At 55.6% G+C, this 24,961-nt stretch carries 35 protein-coding genes; all 35 read right to left on the reverse strand.

Annotated features, from left to right (window positions below; all coding sequences use genetic code 11):
- Positions 1-60 precede the first annotated feature (60 nt).
- Positions 61-525, reverse strand: a complete 465-nt coding sequence (gene bfr / locus J3P76_RS22600; protein WP_420767529.1) for a bacterioferritin — start codon at positions 523-525, stop codon at positions 61-63.
- A 158-nt stretch (positions 526-683) separates the two neighbouring features.
- A complete protein-coding gene (locus J3P76_RS22605) occupies positions 684-2,132 on the reverse strand; it encodes a catalase (protein WP_434562046.1) in 1,449 nt (482 codons plus the stop codon).
- A 241-nt stretch (positions 2,133-2,373) separates the two neighbouring features.
- Entirely contained in the window at positions 2,374-2,760 is a 387-nt protein-coding gene (gene rplQ, locus J3P76_RS22610; protein ID WP_003176402.1) for a 50S ribosomal protein L17, read from the reverse strand.
- Positions 2,761-2,802: 42 nt separating this feature from the next.
- On the reverse strand, positions 2,803-3,804 hold the full coding sequence (locus tag J3P76_RS22615) for a DNA-directed RNA polymerase subunit alpha (RefSeq protein WP_420767527.1): 1,002 nt from the start codon (positions 3,802-3,804) through the stop codon (positions 2,803-2,805).
- Positions 3,805-3,826: 22 nt separating this feature from the next.
- Positions 3,827-4,447 (reverse strand): 30S ribosomal protein S4, encoded by a 621-nt coding sequence (rpsD, locus tag J3P76_RS22620; protein WP_003176404.1) that lies wholly within the window; start codon positions 4,445-4,447, stop codon positions 3,827-3,829.
- A gap of 18 nt (positions 4,448-4,465) precedes the next feature.
- Complete coding sequence (gene rpsK, locus J3P76_RS22625) at positions 4,466-4,855, reverse strand: 30S ribosomal protein S11 (protein WP_002555466.1); 390 nt, start codon at positions 4,853-4,855, stop codon at positions 4,466-4,468.
- Positions 4,856-4,885: 30 nt separating this feature from the next.
- A complete protein-coding gene (rpsM, locus tag J3P76_RS22630) occupies positions 4,886-5,242 on the reverse strand; it encodes a 30S ribosomal protein S13 (RefSeq protein WP_009045849.1) in 357 nt (118 codons plus the stop codon).
- A gap of 130 nt (positions 5,243-5,372) precedes the next feature.
- Positions 5,373-5,489 carry a 50S ribosomal protein L36 gene (gene rpmJ / locus J3P76_RS22635; RefSeq protein WP_002555468.1) on the reverse strand — a complete coding sequence of 39 codons (117 nt, stop codon included), beginning with the start codon at positions 5,487-5,489 and terminating at the stop codon, positions 5,373-5,375.
- Between the two features lie 30 nt (positions 5,490-5,519).
- Positions 5,520-6,848 carry a preprotein translocase subunit SecY gene (gene secY, locus J3P76_RS22640; protein ID WP_018612224.1) on the reverse strand — a complete coding sequence of 443 codons (1,329 nt, stop codon included), beginning with the start codon at positions 6,846-6,848 and terminating at the stop codon, positions 5,520-5,522.
- Entirely contained in the window at positions 6,849-7,286 is a 438-nt protein-coding gene (gene rplO / locus J3P76_RS22645; protein ID WP_003186032.1) for a 50S ribosomal protein L15, read from the reverse strand. It lies immediately after the preceding gene.
- A gap of 3 nt (positions 7,287-7,289) precedes the next feature.
- The gene (gene rpmD, locus J3P76_RS22650; protein ID WP_003176408.1) at positions 7,290-7,466 is read right to left on the reverse strand and encodes a 50S ribosomal protein L30; all 177 of its coding nucleotides are present in this window, start codon (positions 7,464-7,466) and stop codon (positions 7,290-7,292) included.
- Positions 7,467-7,468: 2 nt separating this feature from the next.
- Positions 7,469-7,969: a 30S ribosomal protein S5 gene (gene rpsE / locus J3P76_RS22655; RefSeq protein ID WP_003186035.1), complete on the reverse strand. Its 501-nt coding sequence runs from the start codon at positions 7,967-7,969 to the stop codon at positions 7,469-7,471.
- A 3-nt stretch (positions 7,970-7,972) separates the two neighbouring features.
- A complete protein-coding gene (gene rplR / locus J3P76_RS22660) occupies positions 7,973-8,323 on the reverse strand; it encodes a 50S ribosomal protein L18 (RefSeq protein ID WP_003186037.1) in 351 nt (116 codons plus the stop codon).
- Positions 8,324-8,333: 10 nt separating this feature from the next.
- Positions 8,334-8,867 (reverse strand): 50S ribosomal protein L6, encoded by a 534-nt coding sequence (rplF, locus tag J3P76_RS22665; RefSeq protein ID WP_003186039.1) that lies wholly within the window; start codon positions 8,865-8,867, stop codon positions 8,334-8,336.
- Positions 8,868-8,879: 12 nt separating this feature from the next.
- Positions 8,880-9,272 (reverse strand): 30S ribosomal protein S8, encoded by a 393-nt coding sequence (gene rpsH / locus J3P76_RS22670; protein WP_017848802.1) that lies wholly within the window; start codon positions 9,270-9,272, stop codon positions 8,880-8,882.
- Between the two features lie 210 nt (positions 9,273-9,482).
- Positions 9,483-9,788 (reverse strand): 30S ribosomal protein S14, encoded by a 306-nt coding sequence (rpsN, locus tag J3P76_RS22675; RefSeq protein ID WP_003186042.1) that lies wholly within the window; start codon positions 9,786-9,788, stop codon positions 9,483-9,485.
- Positions 9,789-9,801: 13 nt separating this feature from the next.
- Positions 9,802-10,341: a 50S ribosomal protein L5 gene (gene rplE, locus J3P76_RS22680; protein WP_030140492.1), complete on the reverse strand. Its 540-nt coding sequence runs from the start codon at positions 10,339-10,341 to the stop codon at positions 9,802-9,804.
- Between the two features lie 20 nt (positions 10,342-10,361).
- Entirely contained in the window at positions 10,362-10,676 is a 315-nt protein-coding gene (rplX, locus tag J3P76_RS22685) for a 50S ribosomal protein L24 (RefSeq protein ID WP_003186046.1), read from the reverse strand.
- A gap of 11 nt (positions 10,677-10,687) precedes the next feature.
- Positions 10,688-11,056, reverse strand: a complete 369-nt coding sequence (rplN, locus tag J3P76_RS22690) for a 50S ribosomal protein L14 (RefSeq protein WP_420767526.1) — start codon at positions 11,054-11,056, stop codon at positions 10,688-10,690.
- 23 nt (positions 11,057-11,079) lie between these two features.
- On the reverse strand, positions 11,080-11,346 hold the full coding sequence (gene rpsQ, locus J3P76_RS22695) for a 30S ribosomal protein S17 (protein WP_003194644.1): 267 nt from the start codon (positions 11,344-11,346) through the stop codon (positions 11,080-11,082).
- Positions 11,347-11,348: 2 nt separating this feature from the next.
- The gene (gene rpmC / locus J3P76_RS22700; RefSeq protein ID WP_002555481.1) at positions 11,349-11,540 is read right to left on the reverse strand and encodes a 50S ribosomal protein L29; all 192 of its coding nucleotides are present in this window, start codon (positions 11,538-11,540) and stop codon (positions 11,349-11,351) included.
- Positions 11,540-11,953, reverse strand: a complete 414-nt coding sequence (gene rplP / locus J3P76_RS22705) for a 50S ribosomal protein L16 (RefSeq protein ID WP_003186052.1) — start codon at positions 11,951-11,953, stop codon at positions 11,540-11,542. Before rplP ends, rpmC begins: the two co-directional genes overlap by 1 nt.
- 12 nt (positions 11,954-11,965) lie before the next feature.
- Entirely contained in the window at positions 11,966-12,652 is a 687-nt protein-coding gene (rpsC, locus tag J3P76_RS22710; RefSeq protein ID WP_003176422.1) for a 30S ribosomal protein S3, read from the reverse strand.
- A 13-nt stretch (positions 12,653-12,665) separates the two neighbouring features.
- Positions 12,666-12,998 carry a 50S ribosomal protein L22 gene (gene rplV, locus J3P76_RS22715; protein WP_003103908.1) on the reverse strand — a complete coding sequence of 111 codons (333 nt, stop codon included), beginning with the start codon at positions 12,996-12,998 and terminating at the stop codon, positions 12,666-12,668.
- Positions 12,999-13,009: 11 nt separating this feature from the next.
- Positions 13,010-13,285: a 30S ribosomal protein S19 gene (gene rpsS, locus J3P76_RS22720; RefSeq protein WP_002555486.1), complete on the reverse strand. Its 276-nt coding sequence runs from the start codon at positions 13,283-13,285 to the stop codon at positions 13,010-13,012.
- Between the two features lie 16 nt (positions 13,286-13,301).
- Positions 13,302-14,126 (reverse strand): 50S ribosomal protein L2, encoded by an 825-nt coding sequence (rplB, locus tag J3P76_RS22725; RefSeq protein ID WP_007924198.1) that lies wholly within the window; start codon positions 14,124-14,126, stop codon positions 13,302-13,304.
- 14 nt (positions 14,127-14,140) lie between these two features.
- Complete coding sequence (gene rplW, locus J3P76_RS22730; protein WP_002555488.1) at positions 14,141-14,440, reverse strand: 50S ribosomal protein L23; 300 nt, start codon at positions 14,438-14,440, stop codon at positions 14,141-14,143.
- Positions 14,437-15,039, reverse strand: coding sequence for a 50S ribosomal protein L4 (rplD, locus tag J3P76_RS22735; RefSeq protein WP_003186057.1), 603 nt, complete (start codon positions 15,037-15,039; stop codon positions 14,437-14,439). The genes rplW and rplD overlap by 4 nt, the downstream gene beginning before the upstream one ends.
- 12 nt (positions 15,040-15,051) lie before the next feature.
- Entirely contained in the window at positions 15,052-15,687 is a 636-nt protein-coding gene (gene rplC, locus J3P76_RS22740; RefSeq protein ID WP_003186059.1) for a 50S ribosomal protein L3, read from the reverse strand.
- An 80-nt stretch (positions 15,688-15,767) separates the two neighbouring features.
- The gene (rpsJ, locus tag J3P76_RS22745) at positions 15,768-16,079 is read right to left on the reverse strand and encodes a 30S ribosomal protein S10 (protein ID WP_003186070.1); all 312 of its coding nucleotides are present in this window, start codon (positions 16,077-16,079) and stop codon (positions 15,768-15,770) included.
- 155 nt (positions 16,080-16,234) lie between these two features.
- Complete coding sequence (tuf, locus tag J3P76_RS22750; RefSeq protein ID WP_339481469.1) at positions 16,235-17,428, reverse strand: elongation factor Tu; 1,194 nt, start codon at positions 17,426-17,428, stop codon at positions 16,235-16,237.
- A 31-nt stretch (positions 17,429-17,459) separates the two neighbouring features.
- Positions 17,460-19,565: an elongation factor G gene (fusA, locus tag J3P76_RS22755; protein WP_434562044.1), complete on the reverse strand. Its 2,106-nt coding sequence runs from the start codon at positions 19,563-19,565 to the stop codon at positions 17,460-17,462.
- Between the two features lie 30 nt (positions 19,566-19,595).
- Entirely contained in the window at positions 19,596-20,066 is a 471-nt protein-coding gene (gene rpsG, locus J3P76_RS22760; RefSeq protein WP_003186074.1) for a 30S ribosomal protein S7, read from the reverse strand.
- A gap of 102 nt (positions 20,067-20,168) precedes the next feature.
- Complete coding sequence (gene rpsL, locus J3P76_RS22765) at positions 20,169-20,540, reverse strand: 30S ribosomal protein S12 (RefSeq protein ID WP_003186084.1); 372 nt, start codon at positions 20,538-20,540, stop codon at positions 20,169-20,171.
- Positions 20,541-20,756: 216 nt separating this feature from the next.
- Positions 20,757-24,956: a DNA-directed RNA polymerase subunit beta' gene (rpoC, locus tag J3P76_RS22770; RefSeq protein WP_420767525.1), complete on the reverse strand. Its 4,200-nt coding sequence runs from the start codon at positions 24,954-24,956 to the stop codon at positions 20,757-20,759.
- Positions 24,957-24,961: the final 5 nt, after the last annotated feature.

The following is a 24,961-nucleotide window of genomic DNA, read 5'->3' on the forward strand; positions in this document are numbered from 1 at the left end:
GCCCCTGGCATCCCATCGATGCCAGGGGCTTTTCGTTTTTCAGAGAGAACCTGCCTACGATCAATATTGCGATTGCAGGTAATTCTCCAACCCGATCAGCTTGATCAGGCCCAACTGTTTTTCCAGCCAGTAAGTGTGATCTTCTTCGGTGTCGTTGAGCTGCACACGTAAGATCTCGCGAGTTACATAGTCGTTGTGCTGCTCGCACAGCTCGATACCTTTACACAAAGCAGCGCGAACCTTGTACTCCAAACGCAAGTCGGCAGCGAGCATGTCAGGCACGGTAGTGCCGATGTCCAGGTCGTCCGGACGCATGCGTGGCGTGCCTTCAAGCATCAGGATCCGGCGCATCAGCGCATCGGCGTGCTGAGCCTCTTCTTCCATCTCATGGTTGATACGTTCGTAGAGCTCGGTAAAACCCCAATCCTCGTACATCCGCGAATGGATGAAATATTGATCACGGGCCGCCAGTTCGCCGGTCAGCAACGTGTTGAGGTAATCGATTACGTCTGGGTGACCTTGCATCGCCCTACATCTCCACAAGCTTTGAAAGGCTCTAGTTTGAACCAAGCTGACTGCAAGGTCACTCGCCCAGCGCAACAAAAGCGAAGATAATCTAAGAAAAGAGCGCTAAATAACGCAAAAACCGCCCAAATGAGGGCGGTTCTGCTTCTCGTTTAGACTTAGTTAAGCTGTACGCCCAACGCCTTCGCGATACCCTCTCCGTAAGCAGGGTCTGCCTTGAAGAAATGCTGCAGTTGGCGATCAATCACGTCAGCCGACACGCCTGCCATTGCACCGGCGATATTGCTGATCAACAGCGCCTTCTGTTCCTCGTTCATCAAGCGGAACAGCGCACCTGCATGGCTGTAGTAGTCGGTGTCCTCGCGATGATCATAACGATCCGCTGCACCGCTGAGGGCCAGTGCCGGTTCCGCATAACGCGGGGCTTGCTTCGGCGCCTCCACGTAACTGTTGGGCTCATAGTTTGGCGCTGCGCCGCCGTTACTGCCAAAAGCCATGGAACCGTCGCGCTGGTAGGTATTGACCGGGCTGCGCGGAGCATTCACCGGCAGTTGCTGGTGGTTGGTACCTACGCGGTAGCGGTGAGCATCGGCGTAGGCGAATACACGGCCCTGCAACATGCGATCAGGCGAAAGACCCACGCCCGGCACCATGTTGCTCGGCCCGAACGCCGCTTGCTCCACTTCGGCAAAGTAGTTCAAGGGATTACGATTCAGCTCGAGTTCGCCGACTTCGATCAGCGGGAATTCCTTCTGCGACCAGGTCTTGGTCACGTCGAACGGATTCTCGTAATGGGCTGCAGCCTGGGCTTCGCTCATGATTTGGATGCAGACGCTCCATTTTGGAAAGTCACCGCGCTCAATCGCATTGAACAGGTCACGCTGGGCGTAATCCGGATCGGTGCCCGCCAGGCGCGCGGCTTCGGCCGGCGCGAGATTCTTGATGCCTTGCTTGGTCTTGTAGTGCCATTTAACCCAGTGACGCTCGCCTTGGCCATTGATCAGGCTGTAGGTGTGACTGCCGAAGCCGTGCATATGACGGTAGCCGTCAGGAATACCCCGATCGGAAAACAGAATGGTGACCTGGTGCAGCGCCTCTGGGGAATGCGACCAGAAATCCCACATCATCTGGGCACTCTTGAGGTTGCTTTGCGGCAAGCGTTTCTGAGTGTGGATGAAGTCTGGGAATTTCAGCGGGTCGCGGATGAAGAACACCGGGGTGTTGTTGCCAACGATGTCCCAGTTACCTTCTTCTGTGTAGAACTTAAGGGCGAAGCCTCGAGGATCGCGCTCGGTATCCGCAGAACCGCGTTCGCCGCCCACGGTAGAGAAGCGAAGGAACGTAGGCGTCTGCTTACCGACCGATTCGAACAGCTTGGCGCTGGTGTATTGGGTAATGTCACGCGTTACGGTAAACGTACCGTATGCGCCCGACCCTTTAGCGTGCACACGACGCTCGGGAATATTTTCGCGGTTGAAATGAGCAAGCTTCTCGATCAGGTGGAAATCATCGAGCAACAGCGGGCCACGAGGACCTGCGGAGCGAGAGTTCTGGTTATCGGCGACGGGGGCGCCGCTAGCGGTCGTAAGCGTTTTGATCTGGCTCATGCTCAATTCTTCCTAGGTCGGTCTTCGGACTGCCGGCTAATCGGCTGGTGAGGAGTATTGATCAACAAGATGAGCGCCACAAATTCATTAAATTGTGCGCTTCAATAGAAATTATCTAACAACAACCCCAACGCCATATAGTGGCGTTTGCGACCCAAGCAAGCTTGTATGAATAAGCTCTTTTTCTTGCGAGCACAAAAAACCGGGCACTGGGCCCGGTTCTTCGTTGCAGACTGTCGTCTTACTCGGCGCTTACAGCTTCGCCAGCAGTAGCACGATCAACCAACTCGACGTACGCCATAGGCGCGTTGTCGCCAGCGCGGAAACCGCACTTGAGGATGCGCAGGTAGCCACCCTCACGGGTAGCGTAACGCTTGCCCAGGTCGTTGAAGAGCTTACCAACGATGGCTTTCGAACGAGTACGGTCGAAGGCCAGGCGGCGGTTAGCCAGGCTGTCTGTCTTGGCCAGAGTGATCAGCGGCTCGGCAACGCGGCGCAGTTCTTTGGCTTTCGGCAGTGTAGTTTTGATCAGCTCGTGCTCGAACAGCGACACCGCCATGTTCTGGAACATGGCCTTGCGGTGCGAGCTGGTGCGGCTCAGGTGACGACCACTTTTACGATGACGCATGGTTCATTCCTTACCAAACACAACGTTCGGTGATTACGACGATCAGGCAGTCGCCTTGTCGTCCTTCTTAAGACTTGCAGGCGGCCAGTTGTCGAGGCGCATGCCGAGGGACAGACCGCGGGAGGCCAGAACGTCCTTGATTTCAGTCAAGGATTTCTTGCCAAGGTTCGGAGTCTTCAACAGCTCTACTTCGGTACGCTGAATCAGGTCGCCGATGTAGTAGATGTTTTCCGCCTTAAGGCAGTTAGCCGAACGTACAGTCAGTTCCAGATCGTCAACCGGGCGAAGCAGGATCGGATCGATCTCGTCTTCCTGCTCGATAGCCTCAGGCACGATGTCACCCTTGAGGTCGACGAACGCAGCCAACTGCTGTTGCAGAATGGTTGCAGCGCGGCGGATTGCCTCTTCAGGATCCAGGGTACCGTTGGTTTCCAGATCAATAACCAGCTTGTCCAGGTTGGTACGCTGTTCGACACGGGCGTTTTCCACCACGTATGCGATACGGCGAACCGGGCTGAACGAAGAGTCAAGCTGCAAGCGACCAATGCTGCGGCTTTCGTCTTCATCGCTCTGACGCGAGTCTGCCGGTTCATAACCACGACCACGAGCTACGGTGAGCTTCATGTTCAGGGCGCCGTTAGACGCCAGGTTAGCGATTACGTGATCGGGGTTAACGATCTCGACATCATGATCCAGCTGAATATCGGCAGCGGTAACCACCCCCGAACCCTTCTTCGACAAGGTCAGCGTAACTTCGTCACGACCGTGCAGCTTGATAGCCAGACCTTTAAGGTTCAACAGGATTTCAATTACGTCTTCCTGTACACCTTCGATGGCGCTGTACTCATGGAGCACACCGTCAATCTCGGCCTCGACTACTGCACAGCCGGGCATTGAGGACAACAGGATGCGGCGCAGCGCGTTGCCCAGGGTGTGGCCGAAACCACGCTCGAGAGGCTCGAGTGTGATCTTGGCGCGGGTTGGACTGACAACCTGCACATCAATATGGCGGGGTGTCAGGAACTCATTTACCGAAATCTGCATGGATGCACCTATTTTCTAGCCCTTACTTGGAGTAGAGCTCGACAATCAGGCTTTCGTTGATGTCGGCGGACAGATCACTGCGAGCAGGAACGTTCTTGAAAACGCCCGACTTCTTCTCAGTGTCTACTTCTACCCATTCTACGCGGCCACGTTGGGCACACAGATCGAGAGCTTGGACAATGCGAAGTTGGTTCTTTGCTTTCTCGCGAACAGCAACCACGTCACCAGCACGAACCTGGTAGGACGGAACGTTCACGGTCTGGCCGTTAACGCTGATCGACTTGTGCGATACCAGCTGACGGGATTCGGCACGAGTAGAACCGAAACCCATACGGTATACAACGTTGTCCAGGCGGCATTCGAGCAGCTGCAACAGGTTTTCGCCGGTTGCGCCTTTCTTGCCAGCAGCTTCTTTGTAGTAGCCGCTGAATTGACGCTCGAGAACGCCGTAGATACGACGGACCTTCTGCTTTTCACGCAGTTGGGTGCCGTAGTCGGACTGGCGACCGCGGCGTTGGCCGTGGATACCAGGTGCTGCTTCGATGTTGCACTTCGATTCGATCGCGCGCACGCCGCTCTTCAGGAAGAGATCGGTGCCTTCGCGACGAGCGAGTTTGCATTTTGGACCAATGTAACGAGCCATTCTTTACAATCTCCTGGATTACACGCGGCGCTTCTTCGGCGGACGGCACCCGTTGTGCGGGATTGGCGTCACGTCGGTGATGCTGGCGATCTTGTAGCCACAGCCGTTCAAAGCGCGGACTGCGGATTCACGACCTGGACCTGGACCTTTGACGTTGACGTCGAGGTTTTTCAGGCCGTATTCCAGCGCAGCTTGACCAGCACGCTCAGCAGCTACTTGAGCAGCGAACGGGGTGGACTTGCGGGAACCGCGGAAACCCGAACCACCGGAGGTAGCCCAGGAAAGAGCGTTACCTTGACGGTCGGTAATGGTCACGATGGTGTTGTTAAAAGAAGCATGGATGTGGGCGATGCCATCAACCACTGTCTTTTTAACTTTTTTACGAGGACGAGCAGCAGGTTTTGCCATGATTAAATTCCTGTCGATTCGCTGGGGCGATTACTTGCGGATCGGCTTACGCGGACCTTTACGGGTACGCGCGTTGGTCTTGGTACGCTGACCGCGTACTGGCAGACCACGACGATGACGCAGACCGCGATAGCAACCGAGGTCCATCAAGCGCTTGATTTTCATGTTGATTTCGCGACGCAGGTCACCTTCAGTGGTGAACTTCGCCACTTCGCCACGCAGCTGTTCAATTTGCTCGTCGCTCAGATCCTTGATCTTTGCGGCTGGGTTGACCCCAGTCTCTGCACAAATTTTCTGTGCAGTAGTGCGACCAACACCATAGATGTAGGTCAGCGAGATAACAGTATGCTTGTTATCTGGAATGTTAACGCCTGCAATACGGGCCATTCAGTGGGACTCCAATTGACAGCTACCTACGCCCCGGAAGCCAAGAAATAGGGCGCGAGATAATATCGCTGTAATAACAAATAATCAACCCGGCAGCGCACTAGCTGCCGGGCTTAAAGCACAATCACACTCAGCCTTGGCGCTGTTTGTGACGCGGTTCCGCGCTGCAAATTACCCGAACAACACCTTCGCGGCGAATAATCTTGCAGTTGCGGCACAGCTTTTTCACCGATGCACGAACTTTCATCACCAACTCCTCGAACCTTATGGACGCTACTCAGCGCAACATGCCGCTGCCGTAGCCCTTCAGGTTGGCTTTCTTCATCAGGGATTCGTACTGGTGCGAAACGAGGTGCGATTGTACTTGGGACATGAAGTCCATCACAACCACGACCACGATCAGCAACGAGGTCCCGCCAAGGTAGAACGGAACGTTTGCCGCAACCACCAGGAACTGGGGAAGCAAGCAGACGGCCGTCATGTAAAGAGCACCGAACAAGGTCAAACGAGTCAGAACGCCATCAATGTAGCGCGCAGACTGCTCACCAGGACGGATACCCGGAATAAAGGCACCGGACTTCTTCAGGTTTTCCGCTACGTCTTTCGGATTGAACATCAACGCCGTATAGAAGAAGCAGAAGAAAATAATCCCTGCACTAAACAGCAGAATATTCAACGGCTGACCAGGAGCGATCGACTGCGAGATGTCCTGCAACCAGCCCATACCTTCAGACTGGCCGAACCAGGCACCCAACGAAGCCGGGAACAGCAAGATGCTGCTCGCGAAAATGGCCGGGATAACACCGGCCATGTTCACCTTCAACGGCAAGTGGCTGGTCTGCGCAGCAAAAACCTTACGGCCCTGCTGACGCTTGGCGTAGTGAACAGCAATACGACGCTGACCACGCTCGATGAACACCACGAAACCGATAATCGCTACTGCCAGCAAACCGATGGCAACCAGAGCAAAGATGTTGATATCGCCCTGACGCGCAGACTCGAAAGACTGCCCGATCGCTCTCGGAAGACCGGCGACGATACCTGCGAAGATCAACATCGAGATACCGTTGCCAACACCACGCTCAGTAATCTGCTCACCCAGCCACATCATGAACATCGCGCCCGCCACAAAAGTGGTTACCGCGACGAAATGGAAGCCAAAGTCACCAGTGAACGCTACGCCCTGCCCCGCCAGACCGATGGACATGCCAACGGCCTGGACGAGAGCGAGGACGACAGTGAGGTAGCGGGTGTACTGGCTGATCTTGCGACGGCCAGCTTCACCTTCCTTCTTCAACTGCTCCAACTGCGGACTGACAGCGGACATCAGCTGCATGATGATCGATGCCGAAATGTACGGCATGATCCCCAGTGCAAAGATGCTCATCCGCTCCAGCGCGCCGCCGGAAAACATGTTGAACAAGCTAAGAATGGTCCCCTCATTCTGTCGAAACAGGTCCGCGAGTCGGTCCGGGTTGATACCTGGAACCGGGATGTGTGCGCCTATTCGGTAGACGATAATCGCCAGGAACAGAAAACGCAGACGAGCCCAGAGTTCAGACATACCGCCTTTGCCGAGCGCAGAGAGAGCACCTTGCTTAGCCATTTATTCCTCGAACTTGCCGCCAGCTGCTTCGATAGCCGCACGCGCACCTTTGGTGGCGCCGATTCCCTTTCCGATGGTGACAGCACGAGCAACTTCGCCCGACAGCATGATTTTCACACGCTGTACGTTCTGGTTGATCACGTTGGCATCCTTCAGGGACTGCACGGTGACGATGTCGCCGTCCACTTTGGCCAGCTCGGACAGACGCACTTCAGCGCGGTCCATGGCCTTCAGGGAAACGAAACCGAACTTCGGCAGGCGACGATGCAGCGGCTGTTGACCGCCTTCAAAGCCTGGAGCGATGGTGCCACCGGAGCGGGAGGTCTGACCTTTGTGGCCACGGCCACCGGTCTTGCCCAAACCACTACCGATACCACGGCCCGGACGATGCTTTTCGCGACGGGAACCCGGCGCTGGACTCAGATCATTGAGTTTCATCGATTAACCCTCGACACGCAGCATGTAGTAAGCCTTGTTGATCATCCCGCGATTCTCGGGAGTATCCTGGACTTCTACAGTATGACCGATGCGACGCAGACCCAGACCCTTAACGCACAGTTTGTGGTTAGGGATGCGGCCGGTCATGCTTTTGATCAGCGTAACTTTTACGGTAGCCATGATCAGAAGATCTCCTTGACGCTTTTGCCACGCTTGGCGGCAATGGATTCAGGAGACTGCATTGCTTTCAAACCCTTGAAGGTGGCGTGAACCACGTTTACCGGGTTAGTCGAGCCGTAGCACTTGGCCAGAACGTTCTGAACGCCAGCAACTTCGAGGACAGCACGCATAGCGCCACCAGCGATGATACCGGTACCTTCAGAAGCAGGCTGCATGTACACCTTCGAAGCGCCATGGGCAGACTTCATTGCGTACTGCAGGGTGGTGCCGTTCAGATCAACCTGGATCATGTTGCGGCGAGCAGCTTCCATTGCCTTCTGGATCGCAGCAGGCACTTCACGCGACTTGCCACGGCCGAAGCCAACACGGCCCTTACCATCACCTACCACGGTCAACGCGGTGAAAGTGAAGATACGGCCGCCTTTAACGGTTTTGGCTACGCGGTTAACTTGAACCAGCTTCTCGATGTAGCCTTCGTCGCGCTTTTGGTCGTTATTTGACATAACTTAGAACTCCAGCCCAGCTTCACGAGCAGCATCAGCCAGCGCCTTGACGCGGCCGTGGTACTTGAAGCCAGAGCGGTCGAAAGCCACCTGCGAGACGCCAGCGGCTTTAGCACGCGTAGCGACCAGCTGGCCAACCTTAGTGGCCGCGTCGATGTTGCCAGTGGCGCCATCACGCAGTTCTTTATCCAAAGTCGAGGCACTTGCCAGGACTTTGTTGCCGTCGGCCGAAATGACCTGGGCGTAGATGTGCTGCGACGAGCGGAACACGCAGAGACGCACGACTTCGAGTTCGTGCATTTTCAGGCGTGCTTTGCGAGCGCGACGCAGTCGAGTAACTTTTTTGTCGGTCATTTGCTATGCCCTACTTCTTCTTGGCTTCTTTACGACGGACGACTTCGTCCGCGTAGCGCACACCTTTGCCTTTGTACGGCTCTGGTGGACGGAAGTCGCGGATCTCGGCGGCCACTTGACCTACCAGCTGCTTGTCGATGCCCTTGATCAGGATATCGGTCTGGCTAGGAGTCTCAGCGGTGATGCCTTCCGGCAGTTCATAATCCACTGGGTGCGAGAAGCCAAGAGCCAGGTTCAGCACTGTGCCTTTTGCTTGCGCTTTGTAACCAACACCGACCAGCTGGAGCTTGCGCTCGAAGCCTTGGCTTACGCCTTGGACCATGTTGTTAACCAACGCACGAGTGGTACCAGCCATTGCGCGAGTCTGTTGATCGCCATTGCGAGCAGCGAAACGCAGCTCACCAGCTTCTTCAACGATCTCAACGGACGAATGGATGTTCAGTTGCAGAGTGCCCTTGGCACCCTTCACCGAAAGCTGTTGGCCTGCGAATTTGACTTCGACACCGGCTGGCAGCTTAACGGGGTTCTTAGCGACGCGTGACATGCTTATCCCCCCTTAGAACACAGTGCAAAGAACTTCGCCGCCGACACCGGCAGCGCGCGCAGCACGATCCGTCATCACACCTTTGTTGGTGGAGACGATAGACACGCCCAGGCCGCCACGAACTTTCGGCAGATCCTCAACGGACTTGTACTGACGCAGGCCAGGACGGCTAACGCGCTTCACTTCCTCGATGACCGGACGGCCTTCGAAGTACTTCAGCTCGATGGACAGCAGAGGCTTGATTTCGCTGCTGATCTGATAACCCGCAATGTAACCTTCGTCCTTCAGGACTTTGGCAACAGCTACCTTCAACGTGGAAGATGGCATGCTTACGACGGACTTTTCAGCCATCTGGGCATTACGGATACGAGTTAGCATGTCCGCTAACGGGTCCTGCATACTCATGGGCTAGACGCTCCTAATACACAAAAAATTAGCCTTTCGGCTAGTACGTGTCGCCGAGCGCATCCGCGCAATAAAAACACGGGCTCAGGCGAGCCGGGTATTCTAGACACACCCCAGAAATGAATCAAGCCCCAAAAGGGGCTTGATTCAAGTTCAAGGTCACCGGCGGTCAGGATCTCGCGACCCCGAACACCAGGACATTGACAGTGCTTACCAGCTGGCTTTGACCAGACCTGGAACGTCACCACGCATAGCGGCTTGACGCAGCATGTTACGGCCGAGGCCGAACTTGCGGTACACGCCGTGCGGACGACCAGTCAGGCGGCAGCGGTTACGCATGCGCGAGGCGCTGGCGTCACGTGGCTGCTTCTGCAGTGCTACGGTAGCTTCCCAACGCGCTTCTGGACTTGCGTTCAGATCAACGATGATAGCTTTCAGCGCTGCACGCTTGGTGGCGTACTTGGCAACGGTGAGCTGACGCTTCAGCTCACGGTTCTTCATGCTCTTCTTGGCCATTGTCCTACTCCAATCAGTTGCGGAACGGGAATTTGAAAGCACGCAGCAGCGCGCGACCTTCTTCATCCGTCCGAGCAGTGGTGGTCAGGGTAATGTCCAGACCGCGGAGAGCATCGATCTTGTCGTAATCGATTTCCGGGAAAATGATCTGCTCTTTCACGCCCATGCTGTAGTTGCCACGACCATCGAAGGACTTGGCATTCAGGCCGCGGAAGTCGCGAACCCGAGGCAGGGAGATCGACAGCAGACGATCCAGGAACTCGTACATACGCTCACGGCGCAGGGTCACTTTGACGCCGATCGGCCAACCTTCACGGACTTTAAAGCCAGCGATGGATTTCCGAGCGTAAGTCACAACGACTTTCTGACCGGTGATCTTTTCCAGGTCGGCAACGGCATGCTCGATGACTTTTTTGTCGCCGATCGCTTCGCCCAGACCCATGTTCAGGGTGATTTTGGTAACGCGCGGAACTTCCATCACGTTCGAAAGCTTAAGTTCTTCCTTAAGTTTCGGTGCGATTTCCTTCCGGTAAATCTCTTTTAGTCGTGCCATGGTCTTCTACCTAGCAGTGTTCAAGCATCAACCGCTTTTTGGGTCGACTTGAAGACACGAATTTTCTTACCGTCTTCTACTTTGAAACCAACGCGGTCAGCCTTGTTGGTTTCGCCGTTGAAGATGGCGACGTTGGAAGCGTGCAGTGGCGCTTCTTTCTCGACGATACCGCCTTGTACGCCCGACATCGGGTTAGGCTTGGTATGACGCTTGACCAGGTTCAGACCACCAACAACCAGACGGTTGTCAGCAAGAACCTTCAGCACCTTACCGCGCTTACCCTTGTCTTTGCCGGCGATCACGATGATCTCGTCGTCACGACGAATCTTTTGCATGTCGGATCTCCTTACAGCACTTCTGGGGCGAGCGAGACGATCTTCATGAACTTCTCAGTACGAAGTTCACGGGTCACTGGCCCAAAGATACGGGTGCCGATTGGCTCTTGCTTGTTGTTCAACAGAACAGCAGCGTTGCCATCAAAGCGGATGATGGAGCCGTCAGCACGACGAACACCGTGGCGAGTGCGGACTACGATAGCAGTCATCACTTGGCCTTTTTTCACCTTACCGCGAGGAATTGCTTCCTTGACGGTAACTTTGATGATGTCACCGATACCAGCGTAACGACGATGGGAGCCACCCAGCACCTTGATGCACATAACACGGCGAGCGCCGCTGTTATCGGCCACATCGAGCATGGATTGAGTCTGAATCATATAATTTCTCCGACCCCTAGCCCTTAGACTTCCACAGCGCGTTCGAGAACATCAACCAGCGCCCAAGACTTGGTCTTGGCCATCGGACGAGTCTCACGAATAGTGACCTTGTCGCCGATGTGGCACTGATTGGTTTCGTCGTGCGCGTGCAGCTTAGTCGAACGCTTAACGTATTTACCGTAGATCGGGTGCTTAACGCGACGCTCGATCAGAACGGTGATGGTTTTGTCCATCTTGTCGCTGACAACACGGCCAGTCAGCGTACGGACAGTTTTTTCGGCTTCAGCCATGATTACTTACCTGCCTGCTGGTTGAGCACAGTTTTCACGCGAGCGATGTCACGCTTAACTTGCGAGAGCAGATGAGACTGCCCCAACTGGCCAGTTGCTTTCTGCATACGCAGATTGAACTGGTCGCGCAGCAGGCCGAGCAGTTGCTCGTTCAGCTGCTGTGCTGATTTTTCACGAAGTTCATTCGCTTTCATCACATCACCGTCCGTTTAACAAAGGAGGTGGCGAGCGGCAGCTTTGCAGCAGCCAGGGCGAAAGCCTCACGCGCCAGCTCTTCAGAAACACCCTCGATTTCGTACAGGACTTTGCCTGGCTGAATCTGGGCAACCCAGTACTCCACGTTACCCTTACCTTTACCCATCCGAACTTCGAGTGGCTTCTTGGTGACAGGCTTGTCCGGGAATACACGGATCCAGATCTTGCCGCCACGTTTTACGTGACGGGTCAGAGCACGACGCGCTGACTCGATCTGACGAGCGGTGAGACGACCACGAGCAACAGACTTCAGCGCGAACTCGCCGAAGCTGACTTTGCTACCGCGCAATGCCAGGCCACGGTTGTGACCGGTCATCTGCTTGCGGAACTTCGTACGCTTTGGTTGCAACATTTGGCGTACCCCTTACTTAGCAGCTTTTTTACGAGGCGCTGGTGCTTGTGGCTTCAGTTCTTCTTGGCGACCACCAATTACTTCGCCTTTGAAGATCCAAACCTTTACACCGATCACACCGTAGGTGGTGTGAGCTTCGTAGTTGGCATAGTCGATGTCGGCACGCAGGGTGTGCAGTGGCACACGACCTTCGCGATACCATTCAGTACGTGCGATTTCAGCACCGCCGAGACGACCGCTCACTTGGATTTTGATGCCTTTGGCACCAATGCGCATTGCGTTCTGTACAGCGCGCTTCATAGCGCGACGGAACATTACACGGCGCTCCAGCTGCTGAGCTACGCTCTGCGCAACCAGCATACCGTCGAGTTCCGGCTTGCGGATCTCTTCGATATTGATGTGCACAGGCACACCCATTTGCTTGGTCAGGTCCTGACGCAGTTTCTCAACATCTTCACCTTTCTTCCCGATAACGATACCTGGGCGAGCGGTGTGGATGGTGATACGTGCAGTCTGAGCCGGACGATGGATATCGATACGGCTGACGGACGCGCTTTTTAGTTTGTCTTGGAGATACTCACGCACCTTCAGATCAGCGAACAAGTAGTCCGCATAAGTCCGGCCGTCTGCGTACCAGACGGAGGTGTGCTCCTTGACGATTCCCAGGCGAATGCCAATGGGATGTACTTTCTGACCCATCTCTTCGACTCCGTTACTTGTCAGCAACCTTGACAGTGATATGGCAAGACCGCTTGACGATGCGATCAGCACGGCCTTTGGCACGTGGCATGATGCGCTTCAGCGAACGCCCTTCGTTGACGAAAACGGTGCTGACCTTCAGGTCATCAACGTCTGCGCCTTCGTTATGCTCGGCGTTGGCTACGGCCGACTCCAGCACTTTTTTCATGATCTCGGCGGCTTTCTTACTGCTGAAAGCCAACAGGTTGAGCGCTTCGCCCACCTTCTTCCCGCGGATCTGGTCGGCGACCAAGCGGGCTTTCTGGGCGGAGATTCGAGCGCCCGACAACTTAGCGGCTACTTCCATTTCCTTACCCCTTAACGCTTGGCTTTCTTGTCAGCCACGTGCCCACGGTATGTGCGGGTACCGGCGAACTCGCCCAGTTTGTGGCCGACCATGTCTTCGTTCACGAGAACTGGGACGTGCTGGCGACCGTTGTGTACAGCGATGGTCAGACCGACCATTTGTGGCAGGATCATCGAACGGCGCGACCAGGTCTTAACTGGTTTGCGATCGTTCTTTTCCGCCGCCACTTCGATCTTCTTCAGTAGGTGAAGATCAATAAAAGGACCTTTTTTCAGAGAACGTGGCACTGTCGTATCCCTCTATTTACTTGCGACGACGGACGATCATTTTGTCGGTACGCTTATTACCACGAGTCTTCGCGCCCTTAGTCGGGAAGCCCCATGGCGATACCGGATGACGACCACCAGAGGTACGACCTTCACCACCACCATGTGGGTGGTCAACCGGGTTCATGGCAACACCACGAACGGTTGGGCGAACGCCACGCCAGCGCTTGGCACCAGCTTTACCCAACGAACGCAGGCTGTGCTCGGAGTTCGAGACTTCGCCCAGGGTCGCACGGCATTCAGCCAGTACTTTACGCATCTCACCAGAACGCAGACGCAGGGTCACGTAGACACCCTCACGAGCGATCAGCTGAGCCGAAGCACCAGCGGAACGAGCGATTTGCGCGCCTTTACCTGGCTTCAATTCGATGCCGTGTACGGTGCTACCAACTGGAATGTTACGCAGTTGCAGAGCGTTGCCCGGCTTGATCGGCGCCAAGGCACCTGCGATCAGCTGGTCGCCAGCGCTCACGCCTTTAGGGGCGATGATGTAGCGACGCTCGCCATCTGCGTACAGCAGCAGAGCGATGTGAGCAGTACGGTTTGGATCGTATTCGATACGCTCGACGGTGGCAGCGATGCCATCCTTGTCGTTGCGACGGAAGTCGACCAGACGATAATGCTGCTTATGACCACCACCAACGTGACGAGTGGTAATACGGCCATTGTTGTTACGACCACCAGACTTCGATTTTTTCTCGAGCAGCGGTGCGTGAGGAGCGCCTTTATGCAGCTCCTGGTTGACCACCTTGACCACAAAACGGCGGCCAGGGGAAGTCGGTTTGCATTTAACGATTGCCATGATGCACCCCTTCCTTACTCAGCACTGCTGCTGAAATCGAGATCTTGGCCTGGCTGAAGGGAGATAACTGCCTTCTTCCAGTCATTACGCTTGCCCAGACCGCGAGCAGTGCGCTTGCTCTTACCCAGAACATTCAGGGTAGTAACGCGCTCTACTTTGACGCTGAACAGGCTTTCGACGGCCTTCTTGATTTCCAGCTTGGTTGCATCGGTTGCAACCTTGAAAACGAACTGGCCTTTCTTGTCTGCCAGAACCGTAGCCTTCTCGGAAACGTGCGGGCCAAGCAGAACTTTAAATACGCGTTCCTGGTTCATCCCAGCAGCTCCTCGAATTTCTTCACGGCCGACACGGTGATCAACACCTTGTCGTATGCGATCAGACTGACCGGATCGGAACCCTGCACGTCACGAACGTCGACGTGTGGCAGGTTGCGAGCAGCCAGGTACAGGTTCTGATCAACAGCGTCAGACACGATCAGGACGTCAGTCAGACCCATGCCATTCAGCTTGTTCAGCAGATCTTTGGTTTTCGGTGCTTCAACAGCGAAGTCCTGAACCACGACCAGACGATCAGTACGCACCAGCTCAGCAAGGATGGAACGCATTGCTGCGCGGTACATCTTCTTGTTCAGCTTCTGGGAGTGATCCTGAGGACGAGCTGCGAAAGTGGTACCGCCGCCACGCCAGATTGGGCTACGGATAGTACCGGCACGAGCACGGCCAGTACCTTTCTGACGCCATGGGCGCTTACCGCCACCAGAAACGTCGGAACGGGTCTTTTGCTGCTTGCTACCTTGACGGCCGCCGGCCATGTAGGCCACGACTGCTTGGTGAACCAGCGTCTCGTTGAATTCGCCGCCAAATGTCAGTTCGGAAACTTCGATCGCTTGAGCGTCATTTACATTTAATTGCATGTCAGCTTCCCCTTAACCGCGAGCCTTGGCTGCTGGACGTACAACCAAGTTGCCGCCAGTAGCGCCAGGAACAGCGCCCTTGACCAACAACAGATTGCGTTCAGCGTCCACGCGCACTACTTCGAGGGACTGCACGGTCACGCGCTCAGCGCCCATATGACCGGACATTTTTTTGCCCTTGAATACACGACCAGGAGTCTGGCACTGGCCGATAGAGCCTGGAACGCGGTGGGATACGGAGTTACCGTGGGTGTTATCTTGCCCGCGGAAGTTCCAACGCTTGATCGTACCCTGGAAGCCTTTACCTTTGGACTGACCGGTTACATCAACCAGTTGACCAGCAGCGAAGATTTCAGCGTTGATCAGATCGCCGGCCTGGTACTCGCCTTCTTCAAGGCGGAATTCCATTACGGTACGACCAGCGGCTACGTTCGCCTTGGCGAAGTGGCCAGCTTGAGCAGCTGTTACACGCGAAGCGCGACGCTCGCCGACAGTGACTTGCACTGCACGATAGCCATCGGTCTCTTCAGTTTTGAACTGGGTGACGCGATTCGGCTCGATCTCAATGACCGTGACCGGAATGGAGACACCTTCTTCGGTGAAAATACGGGTCATACCGCATTTACGACCGACTACACCAATAGTCATGTTGTAAACCTCATGAGTGTACGGGGCTTTCACCCGCTATGGCCGCCCATTTCAGAGCGTTACACGACTAAGACCGAGTCTTAGCCGAGGCTGATCTGCACTTCCACACCGGCCGCAAGATCAAGCTTCATAAGAGCATCAACGGTTTTATCCGTTGGCTGGACGATGTCCAGAACGCGCTTATGAGTACGGATCTCGTACTGGTCACGCGCGTCTTTGTTGACGTGCGGGGAGACCAGAACGGTGAACCGCTCTTTACGGGTAGGCAGTGGAATTGGACCACGCACTTGAGCACCAGTACGTTTCGCGGTTTCCACGATTTCCTGGGTGGATTGGTCGATCAGGCGATGGTCAAAAGCCTTCAACCTGATACGGATTTGCTGATTTTGCATTGGATTTCAGACTCCGGCTGCTATTCCCACCGGGCGCAATACGCCCGTTAAAAGGAGGCGCAATTCTATAGACGCCCCTGATAGGTGTCAACCTAATAAAAAAGCCCCCGCTAAGCGGGGGCTTTCCTGTTCATCGAGTCGACTCTGAAAGAGTCTTATTCGATGACTTTGGCTACGACGCCAGCGCCGACGGTACGACCGCCTTCACGGATAGCGAAACGCAGGCCGTCTTCCATTGCGATGGTCTTGATCAGAGTGACAGTCATCTGAATGTTGTCACCTGGCATTACCATTTCAACGCCTTCTGGCAGCTCGCAGTTACCAGTCACGTCAGTTGTACGGAAGTAGAACTGTGGACGGTAGCCTTTGAAGAACGGAGTGTGACGACCGCCTTCTTCCTTGCTCAGAACGTAGACTTCTGCGGTGAACTTGGTGTGCGGCTTGACGGTGCCTGGCTTGACCAGAACCTGGCCACGCTCAACGTCGTCACGCTTGGTGCCGCGCAGCAGTACGCCGCAGTTCTCGCCAGCACGACCTTCGTCGAGCAGCTTGCGGAACATTTCAACGCCGGTGCAGGTAGTTTTCTGAGTGTCGCGCAGACCGACGATCTCAACTTCTTCCTGGATACGGACGATGCCACGCTCAACACGACCAGTCACAACAGTACCGCGACCGGAGATCGAGAATACGTCTTCGATTGGCATCAGGAACGGCTTGTCGATAGCACGCTCTGGCTCTGGGATGTAGCTGTCCAGAGTTTCCACCAGCTTCTTGACAGCAGTGGTGCCCATTTCGTTGTCGTCTTGGCCGTTCAGAGCCATCAGAGCCGAACCGATGATGATTGGAGTGTCATCACCTGGGAAGTCGTAAGTGCTCAGCAGGTCGCGCACTTCCATCTCAACCAGTTCCAGCAGCTCAGCGTCGTCAACCATGTCAGCCTTGTTCAGGAAGACAACGATGTACGGAACGCCTACCTGACGGGACAGCAGGATGTGCTCACGGGTTTGTGGCATCGGACCATCAGCGGCCGAGCAAACCAGGATCGCGCCGTCCATCTGGGCAGCACCGGTGATCATGTTTTTTACGTAGTCGGCGTGACCTGGGCAGTCAACGTGTGCGTAGTGACGCACGGACGAATCGTATTCAACGTGAGCGGTGTTGATGGTGATACCGCGAGCTTTCTCTTCCGGGGCGCTGTCGATCTTGTCGAAGTCAACCTTGGCCGAACCGAAAACTTCGGAGCAGACACGGGTCAGAGCAGCGGTCAGGGTAGTTTTACCGTGGTCAACGTGGCCGATGGTGCCAACGTTGACGTGCGGTTTGTTCCGTTCAAATTTTTCTTTAGCCACGACAATTAACTCCTAGCTTAAAGGGGCTGGATCAGCCTTGCTTTTTGGTAACAGTCTCGACGATATGCGACGGAGCTGTATTGTATTTTTTGAATTCCATAGAGTAGCTTGCGCGACCCTGAGACATGGAGCGAACGTCGGTTGCGTAACCGAACATCTCACCCAACGGAACCTCGGCGCGGATAACCTTGCCGGAAACCGTATCTTCCATACCCAGAATCATGCCACGACGACGGTTAAGGTCGCCCATGACATCACCCATGTAGTCTTCAGGCGTAACGACTTCTACCGCCATGATAGGTTCAAGCAACTCACCACCGCCCTTCTGGGCCAGTTGCTTGGTAGCCATGGAAGCAGCCACCTTAAACGCCATCTCGTTGGAGTCGACGTCGTGGTAAGAACCGTCGAACACAGTCGCCTTCAGGCCGATCAGCGGATAGCCGGCAACAACGCCGTTCTTCATCTGCTCTTCGATACCTTTCTGGATCGCCGGGATGTATTCCTTAGGAACCACACCACCAACGACTTCGTTCAGGAATTGCAGACCTTCCTGACCTTCGTCAGCCGGTGCAAAACGGATCCAGCAATGACCGAACTGGCCACGACCGCCGGACTGGCGAACGAACTTGCCTTCGATTTCACAGCTCTTCGTGATGCGCTCACGATAGGAAACCTGAGGCTTACCGATGTTGGCTTCGACGTTGAACTCACGGCGCATCCGGTCAACCAGGATGTCCAGGTGCAGCTCGCCCATGCCGGAGATGATCGTCTGACCAGTCTCTTCATCAGTCTTGACGCGGAAAGAAGGGTCTTCCTGAGCGAGCTTGCCCAGAGCGATACCCATTTTTTCCTGGTCGTCCTTGGTCTTAGGCTCAACGGCAACCGAGATAACCGGCTCCGGGAAGTCCATGCGAACCAGGATGATTGGCTTGTCAGCGTTGCACAAGGTTTCACCGGTGGTGACGTCCTTCATGCCGATCAAGGCCGCGATGTCGCCAGCGCGCACTTCCTTGATTTCTTCACGGGCGTTTGCGTGCATTTGCACCATACGACCCACGCGCTCTTTCTTGCCTTTTACCGAGTTGATCACGCCGTCGCCGGATGCCAACACGCCCGAGTAAACTCGAACGAAGGTCAAGGTACCCACGAATGGGTCAGTAGCGATCTTGAACGCCAAAGCCGCGAACGGCTCGTCGTCACTTGCGTGACGCTCCATTTCCTCTTCCTCGTTATCCGGGTTGGAACCCTTGATAGCAGGAATGTCGGTTGGAGCAGGCAGGAAGTCGATAACGGCGTCGAGAACCAGGGGAACGCCCTTGTTCTTGAAGGAAGAACCGCAAACAGCCAGAACGATCTCACCAGCGATAGTACGCTGACGCAGAGCGGCCTTGATTTCCTCGTTGGAGAGTTCTTCGCCCTCGAGGTACTTGTTCATCAGCTCTTCATTGGCTTCGGCCGCAGCCTCAACCATGTTGCTGCGCCATTGCTCGGCTTCTTCCAACAGCTCGGCAGGAATTTCCTTACGAACAGGGACCATGCCCTTGTCGGAGTCATTCCAGTACACGGCCTGCATGTTGATCAGGTCGATCTGGCCCTGGAAGTTGTCTTCCGAACCGATAGCGAGCTGGATAGGCACCGGAGTGTGACCCAGACGCTGCTTGATCTGACCGATCACGCGCAGGAAGTTGGCACCAGCACGGTCCATCTTGTTTACATAAACAAGACGTGGAACACCGTATTTGTTGGCCTGACGCCATACGGTTTCCGACTGAGGCTCAACGCCCGAAGTACCACAGAACACAACGACCGCGCCGTCGAGTACACGCAGGGAACGCTCAACTTCAATGGTGAAGTCTACGTGGCCCGGGGTATCGATAACGTTGAAGCGATGCTCGTGCGGGTACTGCTTCTCGGAACCTTTCCAGAAGGCGGTAATAGCAGCAGAAGTAATGGTAATACCACGCTCCTGCTCCTGAACCATCCAGTCTGTGGTCGCGGCGCCGTCATGCACCTCGCCCATTTTGTGACTTTTGCCGGTGTAAAAAAGGACGCGCTCGGTGGTGGTGGTCTTACCAGCATCCACGTGAGCAACGATACCGATGTTACGGTAGCGGTTAATCGGTGTAGTACGAGCCATAAAGCCCTCGCAAATTGAGTGACGCTAAAATTAGAAGCGGTAGTGCGAGAAAGCCTTGTTGGCTTCAGCCATACGGTGCACGTCTTCACGCTTCTTAACTGCAGCACCTTTACCTTCAGCAGCGTCCAACAGTTCACCAGCCAAACGCAGGGCCATGGACTTCTCGCCGCGCTTGCGGGCGAAGTCTACCAGCCAGCGCATTGCCAGGGCGTTACGACGGGAAGGACGAACTTCGACCGGAACCTGGTAAGTAGCACCGCCTACACGGCGCGACTTCACTTCGACCAGCGGAGCGATGGCGTCGAGAGCTTTTTCGAAGATTTCCAGGGGATCGCTGTTCTTGCGCTCCTTAACTTTGTCCAGTGCGCCATAAACGATACGTTCGGCAACGGCTTTCTTGCCGCTTTCCATAACGTGGTTCATGAACTTGGCGAGAATCTGGCTTCCGTATTTCGGATCGTCCAGAATCTCACGTTTGGCTGCTACGCGACGTCTTGGCATGATAAGCCCTCAAGCGGTCTTCAGGTTAGCCCGGGACAGCGGATGCGTGCCCGACCTTACTCTTATCGACTCAATAAAAATGAAAAACTGCAAAACGACCGATTACTTCGGACGCTTGGTACCGTACTTCGAGCGACCCTGGTTACGACCTTTAACGCCGGAAGTATCCAAAGAACCGCGGACGGTGTGGTAACGAACACCTGGCAAGTCTTTTACACGACCGCCGCGGATCAGTACCACGCTGTGCTCTTGCAGGTTGTGACCTTCACCACCGATGTACGAGGAAACCTCGAAACCGTTGGTCAGGCGCACACGGCATACTTTACGCAGTGCCGAGTTAGGTTTTTTCGGCGTGGTGGTATACACACGGGTGCATACGCCACGACGTTGCGGGCAGTTCTGCAGCGCAGGCACGTCGGATTTCTCGACGATACGCTTACGCGGCTGACGTACCAGCTGGTTGATAGTTGCCATCTACTAGCTCCACTGTTGTCTTGCGACGCTATTGTCTTACAAGAAAAGCAAAATGGCAGGAACGAATTCCCGCCAAATTTAGGGGATCAAGAGTCTAAAGAGGATCTTGCCCCCAGTCAAGGCAAGGCCCCGACCTCCCCGCCCACCGAATCTCGACAATTTGTCTCGATCCGCCGAACGGGATGGCCAGGGCCAGGCACTTAATCAACGCCGAACTCAGTTACCGCTCGAGTTCAGTGCTTCGGTCAGTGCAGCTTCCACTTCACTGGCGCTCACGCGCAGCGGCTTGTCTGCATCACGACGACGCTTGCGTTCGCTGTGATAGGCCAAACCGGTACCGGCCGGGATCAGACGACCCACGACCACGTTTTCTTTCAGGCCGCGCAAGTAGTCGCGCTTGCCGGTTACCGCCGCCTCGGTCAGTACGCGAGTGGTTTCCTGGAAGGAAGCCGCCGAGATGAACGATTCGGTGGACAGCGACGCCTTGGTGATACCCAGCAGTACGCGAGTGAACTTGGCAAGGAACTTGTCCTCGTTCGCCAGACGCTCGTTTTCCACCAGCACGTGAGTCAGTTCCATCTGGTCGCCCTTGATGAAGCTGGAGTCGCCAGACTCGGAGATCTCAACTTTACGCAGCATCTGACGCAGGATGGTCTCGATGTGCTTGTCGTTGATCTTCACGCCCTGCAGACGATAAACGTCCTGGATTTCGTTCACGATGTACTTGGCCAGCGCACTGACACCCAGCAGACGCAGGATGTCATGTGGATCGCTCGGACCGTCGGAGATAACTTCGCCGCGGTTTACCTGTTCGCCTTCGAAGACGTTCAGGTGACGCCACTTAGGAATCAGCTCTTCGTACGGATCGCTACCGTCGTTCGGGGTGATAACCAGACGGCGCTTGCCCTTGGTTTCTTTACCGAACGCGATGGTGCCGCTGACTTCAGCCAGAATCGAGGCTTCTTTCGGACGACGAGCTTCGAACAAGTCGGCAACACGCGGCAGACCACCGGTGATGTCGCGGGTCTTCGAAGTTTCTTGCGGGATACGAGCGATAACATCACCGATCGCGATCCGCGCACCGTCCGCAACACCGACCAGGGCGTTGGCTGGCAGGAAGTACTGAGCGATTACGTCAGTACCTGGCAGCAACAGATCCTTGCCGTTGTCGTCGACCATCTTCACGGCCGGACGGATGTCCTTGCCTGCAGCTGGACGATCTTTTGCGTCGAGCACTTCGATGTTGGTCATACCGGTCAATTCGTCAGTCTGACGCTTGATCGTGATGCCTTCTTCCATGCCCACGTAGGTCACGGTACCTTTCATCTCGGTGACGATTGGGTGAGTGTGCGGATCCCACTTGGCCACGATGGCACCAGCGTCGACCTTGTCGCCTTCCTTCACCGAAATCACGGCACCGTACGGCAGCTTGTAGCGCTCGCGCTCACGACCGAAGTCGTCGGCAATCGCCAACTCACCGGAACGGGAAACGGCGACCAGGTGACCGTCGACACGCTCAACATGCTTCAGGTTGTGCAGGCGGACAGTACCGCCATTCTTCACCTGAACGCTGTCGGCCGCGGAGGTCCGGCTTGCCGCACCACCGATGTGGAACGTACGCATGGTCAGCTGGGTACCCGGCTCACCGATGGACTGGGCAGCAATAACGCCGACCGCTTCACCGATGTTCACCTGGTGACCACGTGCCAGGTCGCGACCGTAGCACTTGGCGCAGATGCCGTAGCGGGTTTCACAGCTGATCGGCGAGCGCACGATCACTTCGTCGATGCTGTTGAGTTCGATGAATTCGACCCACTTCTCGTCAACCAGGGTGCCAGCAGGAACGATGACGTCCTCGGTACCCGGCTTGAATACGTCACGGGCGATGACACGACCCAATACGCGCTCACCCAGCGGCTCTACAACGTCACCCCCTTCGATGTGCGGAGTCATTACCAGGCCATGCTCGGTGCCGCAATCGATCTCGGTCACGACCAGATCCTGGGCAACGTCTACCAGACGACGAGTCAGGTAACCGGAGTTCGCCGTTTTCAACGCGGTATCCGCAAGACCCTTACGAGCACCGTGAGTGGAGATGAAGTACTGGAGTACGCTCAAACCTTCACGGAAGTTCGCAGTAATCGGGGTCTCGATGATGGAGCCGTCCGGCTTGGCCATCAGGCCACGCATACCGGCGAGCTGACGGATCTGCGCAGCAGAACCCCGCGCACCCGAGTCGGCCATCATGTACATCGAGTTGAAGGATTCCTGGTCGACTTCCTTGCCATGGCGGTCGATGACCTTCTCTTTCGAGAGGTTGGCCATCATGGCCTTGGATACTTCGTCGTTCGCCTTGGACCAGAGGTCGATCACCTTGTTGTACTTCTCGCCCTGGGTTACCAGGCCGGACGCGTACTGGCTTTCGATCTCTTTCACTTCTTCGGTGGCTGCACCGATGATGCGGGCTTTTTCATCAGGGATAACGAAGTCGTTAACACCGATGGAAACGCCGGAGATGGTCGAATAGGCAAAACCGGTGTACATCAACTGGTCAGCGAAGATCACGGTCTCTTTCAGACCAACCACGCGGTAGCACTGGTTGATCAGCTTGGAGATCGCCTTTTTCTTCATCGGCAGGTTGACGACATCGAAGGACAAGCCTTTCGGCACGACCTGGAACAGCAGCGCACGGCCGACGGTGGTGTCGACGATACGAGTGTTGGTCACGCTGTTGCCATCACGATCGTTTACGGTTTCGTTGATCCGCACCTTGACCTTGGCGTGCAGTGCGGCTTCGCCGGCACGGAACACACGGTCAACTTCCTGCAGGTCCGCGAACACACGACCTTCGCCCTTGGCGTTGATCGCTTCACGAGTCATGTAGTACAGACCCAATACAACGTCCTGGGACGGAACGATGATTGGCTCACCGTTGGCTGGCGACAGGATGTTGTTGGTCGACATCATCAACGCACGCGCTTCGAGCTGGGCTTCCAGCGTCAGCGGTACGTGCACGGCCATTTGGTCGCCGTCGAAGTCGGCGTTGTACGCAGCACAGACCAGCGGGTGCAGCTGGATAGCCTTACCTTCGATCAGTACCGGTTCAAACGCCTGGATACCCAGACGGTGAAGGGTCGGTGCACGGTTGAGCAGCACTGGGTGTTCGCGAATTACTTCGGCAAGAACGTCCCAGACCTCTGGCAGCTCGCGCTCGACCATCTTCTTGGCGGCCTTGATGGTGGTCGCAAGACCACGCATTTCCAGCTTGCCGAAGATGAACGGTTTGAACAGTTCCAGAGCCATTTTCTTTGGCAGGCCGCACTGGTGCAGACGCAGGGTCGGGCCTACGGTAATTACCGAACGACCGGAGTAGTCAACACGCTTACCGAGCAAGTTCTGACGGAAACGACCCTGCTTACCCTTGATCATGTCAGCCAGGGATTTCAGAGGACGCTTGTTCGAACCGGTGATAGCGCGGCCACGACGACCGTTGTCGAGCAATGCGTCCACCGCTTCCTGCAACATACGCTTTTCGTTGCGCACGATGATGTCCGGAGCGGACAGATCGAGCAGGCGCTTCAAGCGGTTGTTACGGTTGATCACCCGACGATACAGATCGTTGAGGTCGGAAGTCGCGAAACGACCGCCATCGAGCGGAACCAGCGGACGCAGGTCTGGCGGCAGTACCGGCAGAACGGTCAGCACCATCCACTCTGGCAGGTTGCCGGAACCCTGGAAGGCTTCCATCAACTTCAGACGCTTGGACAGCTTCTTGATCTTGGTTTCGGAGTTGGTTTGCGGAATCTCTTCACGCAGACGACCAATCTCGTGCTCCAGGTCGATAGCGTGCAGCAGTTCGCGGACAGCTTCGGCACCCATGCGGGCATCGAAATCGTCGCCGAACTCTTCCAGCGCTTCGAAGTACTGTTCGTCGTTGAGCAGCTGACCTTTTTCAAGAGTGGTCATGCCTGGATCGATAACGACATAGCTCTCGAAGTAGAGAACGCGTTCGATATCACGCAGGGTCATGTCCATCAGCAGGCCGATACGGGACGGCAGCGATTTCAGGAACCAGATGTGGGCAACCGGCGAGGCCAGTTCGATGTGTGCCATGCGCTCACGACGAACTTTTGCCAGCGCGACTTCAACGCCGCACTTCTCGCAGATCACGCCGCGATGCTTCAAGCGCTTGTACTTACCGCACAGGCACTCGTAATCCTTTACCGGGCCAAAGATCTTGGCGCAGAACAGACCATCACGCTCGGGTTTGAACGTACGGTAGTTGATGGTTTCCGGTTTTTTTACTTCACCGAACGACCACGAACGGATCATCTCAGGCGAGGCCAATCCAATACGGATGGCGTCGAACTCTTCGACTTGACCCTGGTTTTTCAGCAAATTCAGTAGGTCTTTCAAGGCCT

Origin of the sequence: Pseudomonas sp. D1-36, from assembly GCF_051132205.1 — a bacterium.
In the GTDB taxonomy this organism is placed as follows: Bacteria; Pseudomonadota; Gammaproteobacteria; order Pseudomonadales; family Pseudomonadaceae; genus Aquipseudomonas.